Origin of the sequence: Vibrio fortis, assembly GCF_000695685.1 — a bacterium.
Lineage (GTDB): Bacteria > Pseudomonadota > Gammaproteobacteria > Enterobacterales > Vibrionaceae > Vibrio > Vibrio fortis_A.
The window spans coordinates 604606-619465 of record NZ_JFFR01000002.1 but is presented as its reverse complement, the minus strand read 5'-3'; the positions used below and the strand labels follow the sequence as shown (position 1 = coordinate 619465).

The following is a 14860-nucleotide window of genomic DNA, read 5'->3' as shown; positions in this document are numbered from 1 at the left end:
CAAAAATGATCGGTATTGTAATGTTTTTTGTAGCCTTGTTTGCGTTGCTACTTGGCTTCCCGGTTGCGTTCACCTTTGGTGGTATCGCGTTGATTTTTGGTGTGTGGGCCGAAGGCATGGATATGTTTGCCTTCATGCCTTATCGAATCCAGTCCATCATGGAAAACACGGTGTTGATGGCGGTGCCACTATTCGTGTTTATGGGTTTGGTTCTACAGAAGACTCGTCTTGCAGAGCAGTTGCTTGAATCCATGGGTAAGCTGTTTGGTGGTGTACGAGGCGGTATCGCTATCTCGACAGTTTTAGTAGGCGCACTACTTGCTGCCTCGACAGGTGTAGTAGGGGCTTCAGTGGTAGCAATGGGTCTTATTTCACTCCCTGTTATGCTTAAGTACAACTACGACAAAGGGTTAGCGTGTGGCACCATCTGTGCTTCAGGTACTCTAGGGCAGATCATCCCACCTTCTATCGTACTTATTCTGCTAGGTGATGTGCTTGGTGTACCTGTTGGTGACCTTTTCCAAGCGGCAGTATGGCCGGGTTTGGTATTGGTTGGTGCTTATGTGTTGTACATCCTTATCTACGCAAAAATGAACCCTGAAGCGGCGCAAGCGATCCCAAGTGACGACAACATCAGCCGTAAGCAAGAAGTTATCACTGCTTTGAAAGCTGTGATTCCGCCTTTAGCTCTGATTGTTGTGGTATTGGGCTCAATCTTTGCCGGTGTTGCAACGCCAACAGAGTCTGCCGCTCTTGGTGGTGCTGGTGCTATCGTATTAGCGCTACTTTACCGTCAGTTTAGCTGGACAATGGTATACGAAGCGTCGAAAGAGACAGTGAAAGTGACAGCAATGGTGTTCGCTATCCTGCTGGGTGCAACAGCCTTCTCTATGGCGTTTACCTACACTGGTGGTGACTACCTAGTTGAAGAGTGGATGCTACAAATCCCGGGTGAGAAGTGGGGTTTCCTGATCATCACGATGTTGGTTATTTTGATTCTTGGTTTCTTCATCGACTTTGTTGAAATCTGTTTCATCATTGTACCAATCATTGCACCGGTTGCTGAGATCATGGGCATCAACATGACATGGTTTGCAATCTTGATCGCAATGAACCTACAAACCTCTTTCTTAACACCACCATTCGGATTTAGCCTGTTCTACCTGAAAGGTGTAGCGCCAAAAGGTGTGACGACTCGTGATATTTACCGTGGTGTAATGCCGTTTATCGGGATTCAGATACTGGTGCTCGCATCACTATTGGTATTCCCTGAATTCTACGGAATGTGATCGCCTGATTACATAAAATTAACAAGTCTTGATAAAGTAAAGCTGCTCTTAGGGGCAGCTTTGTTTTTGTACTAAGCTGCAAGGAGATTGGCTGTTTCGGCCAAAGAGCGAAATAATGAAAGCATATAGAGCTGACGTATCCAAGGAGTGGAAATGCCTCTAAAAGCGAAACTGATTCTATTAAGCCTATTACCCTTGTTGTTGGTGATGGCTCTCACCAGCTGGATCTCTGTTTTCCAAGCTAAGACCTTGGGTGAAAAAGAGGTAGAGCTGTTCCATTCAAGTCTGATTAAGTCCAAAGAGTCTGCATTAAAGGATCTGGTCGATCTGGCGTTTGATGCAATCTCTCACATCTACAACGATCCCGATATGGACGAAGCCGAAGCTCAGCACGCCGTCAAAGCGATCATCAGCAAACTGCGCTACGGCACAGATGGTTACTTCTTTGTTTATGACGAGTTTGGCACCAATCTTGTTCACCCTGTCATGCCTGAACTGCAGGGAGAGAACCTTCTTCATATCCAAGACGAAAACGGCAACTACTTGATTGAGTCTTTGTTGGCGCAAGCAAGAAGTGGCGGTGGCTTTCACCATTACCTGTGGCAGAAACCGTCGACCGATGAGATTGTTCCTAAGCTGAGCTACGCGTCATGGCTAAGCAAATGGAATTGGATGATAGGAACCGGGCTCTATATTGAAGATGTCTCTCAAGAAGTGACCAATATGCAGTCCGCGGTTAATAACAACATCGAAACCACTTTCTTCACCATGATAGTCATTGTAACGGTAACCGTGGCCGTGATTGTGGTGCTAACACTCGCGGTTAACCTGCATGAACATCGTATTGCAGACAAGAGCCTTAAAGAACTTGCCCATAAGACAGTGATGTTCCAAGAAGACGAGAAAAAGCATCTAGCTCGCGAACTTCACGATGGGATAAATCAATTACTTGTGTCGAGTAAATGTCACCTAGAGCTGTTAGGGACTAAACTGGATGATGACACCCAAAAACGGCATTTGGAGAAGTGCCAGAACTCGTTAATGACAGCAATTAACGAAGTGAGGCATATTTCTCACAATCTTCGTCCAAGTGCTTTGGATGATTTAGGGCTTGAAGCGGCACTGAATTCACTGCTGATTGATTTCAAATCACATTCTCAGATAGAGACAGAAGCGGCAATCAGTTTAAATGGTTTAAAGTTGAAATCAGAAGTGACAACAACACTTTATCGTGTTGCTCAAGAGTCATTGACCAATATTGAGAAGCATGCGAGTGCCAATAGTGTGAGAGTGGCACTTCAGCCTTTGGGCAGTATGTTGCAGCTGATTATACGCGATGACGGCGTTGGTTTTGATGTCAGCACAACACTGCGCAAGTCGGGTATTGGACTGCGCAATATGCGCGAACGCGTCGAGTTTATTGGCGGTGAATTTGAATTGGAAAGTGAGCCGGGCTTCGGCACAGAGATCACCGTATTATTGAAATTAGATGGATTAGTTTATGGATAAACCAATTAAAGTGGTGATCGTCGATGATCATCAAGTGGTATTAGATGGATTTATCGCACGTTTGCACTTAGAGCCTAAGATCGAAGTGATTGGGTCTGCAAGCAATGGTTTAGAAGCGGTTGAAGTGGTGAAAGACCTACAACCCGATGTGGTGCTGATGGACGTCAGCATGCCGATTATGAATGGCATCGATGCCACTCGATTGATTAAAGAAGAGACGCCGGATATCAAAGTGCTGATGTTAACCATGCACGACAACCGCGAATACATCATGAAAGTGATGCAGTCGGGTGCTGTGGGTTACATGCTTAAAGAGATATCTGCTGAGAAAATGGTGCAAGCGATTAAGACCGTTAATCAAGGCTCCACCTATTTCTGTGAGAAGGTGACTCAGACTCTGTTCACTCAGCCTATCACTCCAACTCAAACAGCAAAGAATCCGTTGAGTAGACGAGAAGAGGCGGTATTGAAGCTGGTGGCGAAAGGTGAGAGCAGTAAAGCCATCGCTAAGACGTTGGATATTAGCTATCGAACGGTCGAAACGCACAGGCAAAATATAAAGCACAAATTGGACATTCATTCGACCGCTGAGCTGGCGAAATTCGCGGTTAACTCAGGCCTTGTTGAATGATTAATCTCTAACTACCGTTATCGAAAAAGTGCATTTGAAGTATAAAAATACTTTGACCTAAAAGTAATTTAATTAATTAGACCGATGTGTTCGGTCTTTTTTTAGTCATAAAATCGAGTAATTCCGTCGTATTTGGATGAAAACTCAGCGAACTACCTCTGGTTTACTGAAAACAACAGCTTAACCTGCTAAACTTCAGGCATCCAAGTATTTGAATTGTTGTGACAACGAACTTGCTCTACTTGGGTTGAATGTTCTGGTTTGTTTTTTTAGTCACAAATATGATTAGGGATGTTACTAAATTAGTAATACCCCGTAGAGAGGGATAATGACTAAAGGTATAGATAAATACAGTATCGACAGTACCGATTACACGGTAGGTCAAGATAATGTACAAAAATGGGGCTTTGATGTTCATAACCCTGTTTTTGGTATCAGCGCGGGTCTTATTGCGCTGTTTTTAATTGGGATATTGATTACAGATACCGCGTCGGCTAAGGCGGCATTAGATGGTGTTAAATGGCAAATCATCAACTCGTTCGATTGGCTATTCATCTGGTCTGGTAACATTTTCGTTATTTTCTGCCTAGGCTTGATCGTTTCTCCGTTTGGTAAGATTCGTTTAGGTGGTAACGACGCAACGGCTGATTACTCATTCATGTCTTGGTTGGCAATGCTGTTCGCCGCAGGTATGGGTATTGGTCTAATGTTCTGGAGTGTGGCAGAGCCAGCAGCATACTTCACTGGCTGGTATGAGACGCCGCTTGGCGTTGAGCCTAACACACCAGAAGCAGCCCGCTTGGCGATGGGTGCAACTATGTACCACTGGGGTCTTCACCCATGGGCTATTTACGGTGTGGTTGCTCTGTCTTTGGCATTCTTTACCTACAACAAAGGTCTTCCGCTTTCGATTCGTTCTATCTTCTATCCGATTTTAGGCGATCGCGCATGGGGTTGGGCTGGTCACATCGTTGATATCTTAGCGGTACTGGCAACGCTGTTTGGCCTAGCTACATCTCTTGGCCTAGGCGCACAGCAAGCTGCATCAGGTATCCAACATGTATTTGGTATTGAAGCTGGACTGTCACTGCAAGTTATCGTGATCAGTGTCGTGACTCTGCTTGCCGTTGTTTCGGTACTGCGTGGTATCGACGGTGGTGTAAAAGTCATCAGTAACATCAACATGCTGGTGGCGTTCTTGCTACTAATCTTAGTTGGCTTGATTGGCTACGCAGTAACGCTGGGCTCTATCCCAACTACACTGATGGCTTACATTGAGAACATCATTCCACTGAGTAACCCACACGGTCGTGAAGATGAGGCTTGGCTACATGGCTGGACGGTATTCTATTGGGCTTGGTGGATCTCTTGGTCACCATTCGTAGGTATGTTCATCGCGCGTGTTTCTAAAGGTCGTACCGTTCGTGAATTTATCACAGCAGTACTGATTGTTCCGACGACGGTAACTATCATCTGGATGTCAGTATTCGGTGGTTTAGCGATTGACCAAATCGTGAACGGCATTGGTCAACTAGGTACAGAAGGTCTAACTGATATTTCACTAGCGATGTTCCAGATGTTTGATGTACTGCCGCTTGGTACGCTGCTGTCGATTATTGCCGTGATTCTAGTACTTGTGTTCTTCATTACTTCGTCGGACTCTGGTTCGTTAGTAATCGATAGCATCACTGCGGGTGGTAAAGTTGATACTCCAGTACCACAGCGTGTGTTCTGGGCGTTCCTTGAAGGTGCAATTGCGGTAGCACTACTTTGGGTTGGCGGCACAGAAGCGGTACAAGCACTGCAAGCGGGTGCGATTTCGACGGCTCTTCCGTTTACGCTTATTCTACTGCTGATGTGTTTGAGCCTACTAATGGGTATGCGTACAGAGAAACGTTAATTGATCTGGTAAATCTGTAACGAAATATAGATTTTTGATCTAAATATGAGGCGAAAGAGTGATGCTCTTTCGCCTTTTTTCATACACAAAATATAGGGTCTTTATGGGGCAAAAAAGACCGATTTGAGCGCTATAAATTTGGCGAAGTGACAAGCTTTTGTCATAAAATAAAGCTATGAATCTTGTGGCGTTATTTTAGGCATTTATTTGTTAAAACCACTCGAACTTGGTCATTAATTTGGTTAGTATGCGCGGGTTTTCCAACCACTTGTGTACTAAGAATGAAACTAACATTAAAGCAAAAGTTGATAGGCGCGAGCTTATCGGCAGTGGTAGTTATGGCAACTGCGTTGACATGGCTCTCTGCAAACCAACTATTTGAACAAACTCGCAGCGGTATTTACATGCGAGCAGAAAGCGTATCGGAAGCGGCTTCTGAAGGTATTAAAAATTGGATTGATATTCGTAGAGACATTGCATCTGCATTTAATGATTTTTCGCAAGAGAGCGATGTAGTTCCATATCTAAAACAAGCTCGCGTAGCGGGTGGCTTTGACGATATTTTCCTTGGTACACCAGAAGGTGGTATGTACCGCTCTCACCCAGAGCGTAACCGTGCAGGTTATGATCCGCGTCAGCGCCCTTGGTATCAAGAAGCGAACGCTGCAGGCAAGCAGATCATCACAACGGCTTACACGGATGCGATTACTAAAGCGCTTCTCGTAACAATTGCTGAACCTGTACGTAAGAATGGTCAATTTGTTGGTGTTGTTGGAGCTGACGTACTGATTGATCAACTGGTTAGCGATGTAATTAGCCTTGATGTGGGTGACAACGCATACGCAATGTTGATCGATGCAACAGACGGTACATTCTTAGCACACCCGGATTCTGCACTGAGCTTGAAGCCAGTAAGCCAACTGTCTAACGATATCTCTATGTCGACTATTGAGAACGCAGTTCGCACAGGCAGCATCGAGATCATTAATGAGCGTGGTAAAGAGAAGCTGCTTTACTTCACTAAGGTACCAGACACGAACTGGATCTTTGCTGTTCAAATGGATCGCGCAACTGAAGAAGCGAGCCACTCAACACTACTTACTCAGCTGATCACGACTGCTGTAGTTATCACTCTAGTCGTTATCGCATTGGTATCTTGGTTAGTGGGCTTCCTATTCCGCGATCTAAACCGCGTATCTCTTGCTCTAGAAGAAATTGCATCAGGTGAAGGCGATTTAACTCAACGTCTTGAACCTAAGAGCGATGATGAAATTGGTCAACTGGCTGAAAACTTCAACCGCTTTGTGGGCAACATGCACACTATGGTGCTTAAACTGAGTGAAGTATCGGCTTCTCTTGCGAATCAAGCTCGTCAAACAGCTTCGCAAGCGGAAGAGCGTAGTGCTCGTATTCAGATGCAACAAGACGAGATCAACATGGTTGCGACCGCTGTAAATGAAATGGCAGCAGCAACTCAGGAGATCGCAGGTAACGCGGACCACACGGCACAGAACTCTTCTGAAGCGGTAGGTGCGTGTGAGCACGGCACAGGCCAAGTGACTCAAACTCAAAGCTCGATTCAAAACCTTGCGCAAGAAGTTCAAGTAGCGACTAACGTTATTCTTGAGCTAGAAGAGCACGGTAACAGCATCAACGCGATTCTTTCGAACATTCAAGGCATCGCAGAGCAAACGAACCTTCTTGCATTGAACGCAGCGATTGAAGCGGCACGTGCAGGTGAGCAAGGTCGTGGTTTTGCTGTGGTAGCTGATGAAGTACGTGTTCTGAGCCAACGTACACACGGCTCTACGCAAGAAATCCAGCAAACTATCGAACTGCTACAAGGCACAACGGGTAAAGCAGTTAGCATTATGAACGATAGCCGTTCTCTTGCTGAAACCAGCGTAGATGACGCAAACTCTGCTGCTGCGAGCCTAACGCAGATTCACGCAGCGGTTGAACGTATCAGTGATATGGCGACGCAAATCGCTTCTGCTGCTGAAGAGCAAGCATCGGTAACGTCTGAGATTACTCGTAACACTGAAGGCATCCGTGACGTGTCAAACGAGCTAGCTGACGAAGCACACCAAGCGGCAGAACAAGCGGCTCAGCTGTCTGAACTTTCTCATGAACTAGAGAACGAAATCAGCCGCTTTAAGCTGTAATCGAACCCAATAAAATAAAAGCCCCAACCTAGATTTAGGTTGGGGCTTTTTAGTATCTACTTTCTGAATCGGTTTGAGAGCTTATTACTTAAACTCGAATTTGCCTTTCATGATTGCCCAGTGGCCTGGGAAAGAACAGATAAACGAGTAGTCACCACCAGCTTGCATTTTCTCTGTGCTGAAGGTGACAGAAGCGGATTCGCCTCCACCAATAATGCGTGTAAACGCGTATACACGATCATCGCCCGGTTTTACGTAGTTGTTGTCTAGGCCTGCAGACATACCATCAATACCAACGGCTTGAACTGACGCTGTATCAGTGATTACGACGTTGTGTCCCATTGATTGAGCTGGCATAGAGCCAGTGTGGTTTAGCGTTAGCGTCACCTCTTTACAGCTAGCTGGAACACTTAGGGTATCCGTTGAAAACTTCATTTGGTCGCTAGCATCAATTGATACTTCACATTCAGACGCTTGGGCAGTAAAACTCGCACCGATAAGAGCGACGGTGGTTGCGATTAATCGTAAAGACATACGTTGTTCTCCATTATTGTTTTTGGGGGAGGTTATTCCTTAAAAACGATCGATACGTATTATCTTCGAAAGTTGATCATAGAAATGTGCTACAGCCAGAATTATAAGCAACTCATTGCTTTATATTTGTTAGCAAATAATATCCGTTGAGGGTGGGTAGATTTCTGATGAGCTGAAGTGGCTAAATACCGGCTTGATGAAAAAATCCGAGCGACGAGCGCTCGGATTGGTTGGTGCACGATTCCATTAGTTATTAGGGTAACCCGGGAATTGAGTTTTGAAGTCGGCTCTAGAAGGGAAGTGCTTCTCTAAGAACTTAACCATTTCCGGATCAAGACTCACTAACTCACTGTAAGTAGAAGCCTTATAATCTTGAGACGTGTGACCTTTCGGGTTGATGTCGTAGTAAGCGTAAAGCGCATAAGCAAGGTACTCTTGGTCGTATGACTCCGCATCTAGGTCGGCTTCAACGATGTTTGCGTCTTTAAGATTTGGGTAGTAAGTGCCATTGCGAATTGCTGCTGCGTTCAGGGTGTCCAACTCTTTCTGCATAGTTGCCCAAACTGATGTTGGTTTGCTTACAGCAACTTTCATCACACCATAGTCGTGAACAAAATGAAGGATTTCTTCAAATGCCGCATCACGACCAGTTAGGTTAGGTTTGGTCTCTTCGCTCGTCGACTCAGTTGTTTCGGTCGCAAACAGATCTTGGAAGCGGTAGTTGCCTTCCAACTCATCCATGTGTGCGTCTAAACGTTCATCCCAAGACTCATCATAGAAGAAAGCCATCGACGCTTTACTTTGATAAACCGCCTCTGCAATCTCTTTATCCATGTTATCTAGGAAGAAGCTCATAACCGCTTTCACATGAGCCACTTTTGATTCGGTGTGCATCTTAGACTTGTCTTCAATGATTAGCGGGATCTGGTAGCCATGAGCGTTAACACAGGTTTTTTGAAGAATACCAATATCACTCAGCGCTTTAGATGTCGGTTCAATTGCTGTGCAGTTGGTATGTGAGATCTTGGTATAGCCAGTTTCTGCATTCTCCGCAGAATACGGTAAGAATTGAACACCATTACTTAGAGTTTCGCCCAATCGTACGTATAAGTTCATCGGTCTCATTGAATCGAGGTCAAACATCACACCCATATTGGCTTCAACGAAATCTCGGTTGATTAGAATATTCGATTGCTGCTTCCATAGCGTCACGTTTTTCGCGTCTTGTTCAACAGTGGATAGAGCTAACTTTTCAGGTACTGAGGTGCTGTTAAAGTTTTCGTAATACAGATTGAAATGAGTCAGTTGGTACTCTTCACCTTTATCTGTTTTGACAGTGACATTGAATGACACATCGGCATCACTCATCGTTTTGTAGTTTCGCTCTGGTATGCCATGAACTTGAGCAAATGTGCCTGTCGTGTTGGTCTTCTCGGCATACTGCGTGATATCGATGTTGAAGTCTTTATTGCTGTTCAATTGGAATGAACTGACAGCCAGTTGTAAGGTGTAATCCTTTCCAAGCTTTGCGACTGCGACTGGGTCACGAGCATCAATTTGCTTTGAAGGTGCTGGAGTCGGTGTGTTCTTGTTACTTTCTTCGCTGCCACAAGCCGTGAGCAACATCGGGATTAGAAGAGTTGATAAAGCAGAAGCGTATTTCATGATTCATTGTCGTTATTGATAGGGATGAAATTAAACTCTACAAGAATTTACAGTCGCCTTCGGTAAGGGGTTGTAATGACAATGTAATGAAAGGTCAGCAAATATGGCTAGCTCAACTGAGCAGCGAGCCAGCCAAATTGATCGGGTTCTGCGCTTATAGGTGCTTCTTAGCAACCTCAACCGCTTTTTCAAGATCTGGAATCGTTGTCAGCTCAGGAACGCGTTGTAGGTAGACGATAGTATTGTTTTTATCGACAACAAATGTCGTTCTCGCGAGTAATCCCAACTCATTGATCTGTGTACCCGTCTTAAAACCAAATGCGTGGTCTTTTGCATCCGATAGTAGCAACAAGTTATCAGACAGATTTTTTTCTTTCTTGAAGCGATCTAATGCAAAAGTCGTGTCAGCACTTAACCCAACAAAATCAATATTAGCAAGTAGCTGCTTGTTGATCTCTACGAACTTTGAAAGATCTTGGATTTGCTGGTCACAAACTGGGGTATCGACAGAAGCCAGCACGCTAAAGATACGAACGTTTTTGTTCTCGGCAGACGTGTCATACGCTTGGTTTGTGTTGCTCATTAGCGCTACTGATGGAAGTTTGTCACCTACAGACAAAGATTCGCCCACTAGGTTAAAGGTGGTGTCTTGGAACATAGTCAATGTCTGATTGCTACCAGTTGGTGCATTGTCGCTGGTTGTTGAGAACTGAGCTGCTTCAACTGTTGATGATATAGCTAGTGCACTCATTAAAAACAGAGCGTTGTGTTTAGTCAGTTTGAGCTTGTTCTTTGATGACTTAAATAGGTCGCTTAGGTTGGTAATGGTTGTGCGGTTGAGTTTCACAATGGTTTTCCTTTAGTTGATAAACAGTAGAAGAACACCAGTGTAGTGAGCGCGAAAATTTCGATATAAACAAAAATATAATTGATTCCAAATAATTCATATCTCGCAAATTCAAACAGCGATTAGGCTTGTTTCTTTTTGTGGAGAAAATTCCTAACTCATTGTTCTAATTATTAATATCTTCATTTCTTATTAACGGTTTCAAACGGTTGATTATCAACATTCTTTTTCGAAATAGCTCCTTGATTACCTTTTATCGAGCACCATATTTGGTGGCGATGTTCCATGACCAAAGACTTTTTATATTGGTGTCGTTTTTGTTAGGACTTGGGAAATGCGCCATTGTACTTTACCCGTCAACAGAGATAGTCATCAGCGAATACTGACGTGACTGAGTCTGAATAGGACACCTTACCTTGTATACCTAAAGTGATAATTAGAAAAACAACCGTGTAGAAAGACTTTAGATATGAGTGAGAAAGAGTGGTTTGAGACCTTATCAACATAATATGTATATCGTAAGGGTGTGCGAAAAGTGTCGATTGGAGAGTGTGCTTAGAAGAGTAAGACGAACGGTATTGCAGCGATTGCGTTACCCCAATTCGTGGCGCTGTCGTTGCAGCCGTTGCTTTAAGAAGCATCTTTATACTTTCTCGTGAAAATGGAACGACGATTAGGGAGCGAAAACGCCATCGCAGGATGGTCAAATGAGAGGTAACAAAAAGCCCGAGTACATTGTGCTCGGGCTTTGTCGTTTTATCTTGAGAAAAGAGACGCTGTGTTAGATAGCTTGTCGAAGTTGGAAGTAACGACCTTCACCCGACAGCAGCTCACTATGAGAGCCTTGTTCTACAATCTCACCTTGCTCAATCAAGACGATAGAATCCATCTTCTCTAGTCCAATCAAACGGTGAGTAATGAAGATAACTGTCTTGCCTTCGAAGTGCTGCTCAAACAGCGCCATGATACTTTTCTCTGTCTGTTTATCTAGGCCTTCGGTAGGCTCATCCAACAGTAGGATAGGGGCATCGTGAAGGATGGCACGTGCAATGCCGATACGACGCTTCTCACCACCAGAAAGCTGACGGCCTCCGTCACCTAACCAAGCATCGAGTGCGTTGTCTTCAAGCAGCTTCTCTAGGCCAACGCTCGACAGAATGCTTTGCAGCTCTTCGTCGCTAGCTTGCGGCTTGGCAATAAGTAGGTTGTCACGTAGGCTACCGTTGAGGATATCAACACGCTGGCTTACCACACTGATTGATTCACGCAGCTGGCTCTCATTCCATTGGGTTAGGTCGATACCCGCAATAGAAATCACGCCACGTTTTGGATCCCAATAGCGAGTCAGCAACTGAATCAAAGTCGACTTACCTGAACCTGTTTGGCCGACAATCGCCACTTTGTTGTTCGCTGGAATTGATAGGTCAACCGAGTTCAATACCGTGCGCTCAGAATCTGGATACTGGAATGAAACCGCGTTGAATTGAATATCCAACGGTTGGTCGATATCAAGCTTGCTATCGCTGAACTGAACTTCTGGCTCAGACAGAATCACTTCATTCAAGCGACGCGCCGAAGTTAACGTTTGACCTAAGTGTTGGAACGCGCCAGCGATAGGCATTAGCAGTTCAAAGCTCGCCATTGTTGCGAACGCCATCAACGCGATCAGTGGGTCTGGTGCGTTGCCGCCAACGCCGTCTGCAGCAAGCCACAACATCAACACTAAAGTTAAACCGTTGAACAGCATCAATGCCGCTGACGCCATACCTGTTAGGTTGGCATTAACGAACTGGTTCGCCATGAGCTTTTGTTGCGTTTTTAGAATCGCATTACGGTAGCGTTCTTCAGCACCAAACAGGGTTAGTTCGCTGTAGCCTTCAATCCAATCCAATGTGGTAACACGTAGCTCTGCTTTGTTCTGAGTTAGCTCGCCACCGTTGCGTTGACCCAGCTTGTAGAACAATACCGGCCAGATGATCAACATGATCAATAGGATAGAGCCTAAGATTAACCCTAGAGAGCTATCAAACCACATTAAAAATGTTGTTAGGAAGAAGATACCCAACACACCCACAGTGACTGGGCTAACCAGTCGTAGGTACACGTGGTCCATCGCATCCACATCGGCAACCAAGCGGTTAAGCAGGTCAGCATCACGCAGGTTTGAAATACGACCTGGGATAAGCGGTGCTAGCTTTTTGAAGAAGAAGATACGCAGGTCAGTTAACAGCTTGAAGGTCGCATTGTGGCTTACTACACGCTCACCCCAACGGCCAGCGGTACGACTCATTGCAAGACCACGCACGCCGCCACCCGGCAACATGTAGTTAAAGGTTTCACGAGCGATCGTTAGGCCAGCAACCGCAGAAGCAGAAATGAACCAACCAGACAGGGTCAACAAACCGATAGAAGCGGCTAAGGTTAAGAAGGCTAGTAGCATGCCCAAAGACAGCCCAAACCAGTGTTTCTTATACAGTTTCAGGTAAGGCAGTAAATCACGCATCTAAATTACCCTCATTATCTTGTTGAGCTAAATTCGCGTTTAGCATCTCTTCAAATAGACCGCCAGACTGAGACAGCTCATTGAAGTTGCCTTGCTCGACGAGCGTACCGTCGCGCAGAACTAGGATGTTGTCTACCGATTGCAGCGGCGCAAGTTGGTGCGTCACGAGTAGGGCAGTATTGTTTTGGATGCGGTTGTTGATGCCTTGCATGACCAGTTTTTCACTGCGCGTATCTAGGCTGGCAGTTGGTTCATCCAGCAACCAGAATTGACCATTTTGAATCATCGCACGAGCAAGTGCCAAACGCTGAGATTGACCGACAGACAAGCCGCCTGAGCGATCTGAGATCATGTAATCCAGTCCGTGCTCTTTAACAAACTCATCCGCGAAAGATTGCTCTAGCGCTTGTTGAACAGTTTGGTCACTGATGTCTTGCTTACCTAGCGTGACATTGTCACGGATGGTGCCGTGCAGTAGCAGCGGGTTTTGACCAACCCAGCTGATTGCTTTACGCCAAGACGCAAAGTCAAGCTCTCTTAACTCAACGCCATTGATTTTCAAGCTTCCTTCATAAGGCATGAAACCAAGAATGGCATTGATCAAACTCGTTTTACCCGCACCACTTGGGCCAACAAGGGCAGTGGATTGCTGAGTATTAAGTGCAAAGCTGATAGGGCCAACTAACTGAACACCCTCTGGGCTCAACACTTTAAGGTCTTGAGCTTCAATGGATATTCCAGCGTCGCTGTTTAGCTGCGTATCACCTGATTTTACTTTGTTGATGTCTGTTTCTAGGAACTCAACAATACTCTCTGCAGCACCTACCGCTTGCTGCTTCGCGTGATAGAAGGTACCCAGATCGCGCAGAGGTTGGTAAAACTCAGGTGCAAGAATCAAAATAAATAGACCTGCGAATAGAGTAACACCAGCACCGTAGTGACCGAAGTTCAGCTCACCAATGTAAGTGAAACCGAAGTAAACCGCGGTCATTGCGATAGAAAGCGACGTGAAGAATTCTAGAACCGCAGAAGATAGGAAAGCGATCTTCAATACATCCATAGTGCGCGTACGGAACACTTCCGATGCACCATGCAGCACTTCTGTTTCCGCTGATGTGCGGTCAAACAGGCGAATCGTCGTCATTGATTGTAGACGGTCGTAGAAGTGACCAGACAATCGTTGCAGCGCCTTAAAGTTCTTGCGGTTGGCATCGGCTGCCTTCATACCCACCAGTGCCATAAAAATAGGAACCAATGGTGCAGTGATTAGGAAGATAAGACCGGCAGCCCAGTTCACTGGGAAAACCACCACCAAGATAACAAACGGAATCATCACCGAAAGAGACATCTGAGGTAGGTAACGCGAGAAGAAGTCTTGCATGTCTTCGACTTGCTCTAGAAGCAGGGTTGCCCATGTGCCTGCTGGCTTGCCTTTGATGTAGGCTGGGCCAAGCTCTCGAAGCTTATCGAGAATCAGCTGACGGATATAAACTCGAACTTGCTCACCACAACGGTAACCGGCGATCTCTCGCCCCCAAGTACAACCAGCTCGACCAACAACCGCCAGAGCCAGACCTGCAAAATGGCCGACTAGCTCAGATTTATCGACATGTTCGATAATCAGTTGATGAAGAATAGAGGCGAGAAGGGCAGCTTGCGCCACCAAGAACACGCTTGAAAGTACGCCAAGGCCAATAGCAATCATGAGCCAGCGCTTTGCGAGGCCGCTTTGTTGCTTAAGCCATTTATTCAAGCTGCGTTGTTTTTTCTTATCCATTATGAAGGCTTAATGATAATTATTATTCGGTTGAGGGCGG

At 45.4% G+C, this 14860-nt stretch carries 10 protein-coding genes; 5 read left to right on the top strand and 5 right to left on the bottom strand.

The genetic code is table 11. The annotated features are described in order from the left end of the window. Positions 1-5: 5 nt before the first annotated feature. The 5 genes from VFDL14_RS20025 (at position 6) to VFDL14_RS20045 (ending at position 7494) form a co-directional block, all read left to right on the top strand. On the top strand, positions 6-1289 hold the full coding sequence (locus tag VFDL14_RS20025; protein WP_032549260.1) for a TRAP transporter large permease: 1284 nt from the start codon (positions 6-8) through the stop codon (positions 1287-1289). A 153-nt stretch (positions 1290-1442) separates the two neighbouring features. After that, complete coding sequence (locus VFDL14_RS20030) at positions 1443-2798, top strand: cache domain-containing protein (protein ID WP_032549259.1); 1356 nt, start codon at positions 1443-1445, stop codon at positions 2796-2798. Beyond that, a complete protein-coding gene (locus VFDL14_RS20035) occupies positions 2791-3429 on the top strand; it encodes a response regulator (protein ID WP_032549257.1) in 639 nt (212 codons plus the stop codon). Before VFDL14_RS20030 ends, VFDL14_RS20035 begins: the two co-directional genes overlap by 8 nt. A 328-nt stretch (positions 3430-3757) precedes the next feature. After that, the gene (locus tag VFDL14_RS20040; RefSeq protein WP_032549256.1) at positions 3758-5329 is read left to right on the top strand and encodes a BCCT family transporter; all 1572 of its coding nucleotides are present in this window, start codon (positions 3758-3760) and stop codon (positions 5327-5329) included. 281 nt (positions 5330-5610) lie between these two features. Continuing rightward, entirely contained in the window at positions 5611-7494 is a 1884-nt protein-coding gene (locus tag VFDL14_RS20045) for a methyl-accepting chemotaxis protein (protein ID WP_032549255.1), read from the top strand. 84 nt (positions 7495-7578) lie between these two features. On the opposite strand, the gene azu is transcribed toward VFDL14_RS20045, so the two are convergent. The 5 genes from azu to cydD all read right to left on the bottom strand — a co-directional run bounded on the left by azu (position 7579) and on the right by cydD (position 14820). After that, a complete protein-coding gene (gene azu, locus VFDL14_RS20050; protein ID WP_032549254.1) occupies positions 7579-8028 on the bottom strand; it encodes an azurin in 450 nt (149 codons plus the stop codon). A 246-nt stretch (positions 8029-8274) separates the two neighbouring features. Further along, positions 8275-9693 (bottom strand): hypothetical protein, encoded by a 1419-nt coding sequence (locus VFDL14_RS20055; protein WP_032549253.1) that lies wholly within the window; start codon positions 9691-9693, stop codon positions 8275-8277. A 154-nt stretch (positions 9694-9847) separates the two neighbouring features. After that, a complete protein-coding gene (locus VFDL14_RS20060; protein ID WP_235201650.1) occupies positions 9848-10540 on the bottom strand; it encodes a redoxin family protein in 693 nt (230 codons plus the stop codon). Between the two features lie 781 nt (positions 10541-11321). Beyond that, on the bottom strand, positions 11322-13043 hold the full coding sequence (gene cydC / locus VFDL14_RS20065) for a heme ABC transporter ATP-binding protein/permease CydC (protein WP_032549252.1): 1722 nt from the start codon (positions 13041-13043) through the stop codon (positions 11322-11324). Continuing rightward, positions 13036-14820 (bottom strand): heme ABC transporter permease/ATP-binding protein CydD, encoded by a 1785-nt coding sequence (gene cydD, locus VFDL14_RS20070; RefSeq protein ID WP_032549250.1) that lies wholly within the window; start codon positions 14818-14820, stop codon positions 13036-13038. The genes cydC and cydD overlap by 8 nt, the downstream gene beginning before the upstream one ends. Positions 14821-14860: the final 40 nt, after the last annotated feature.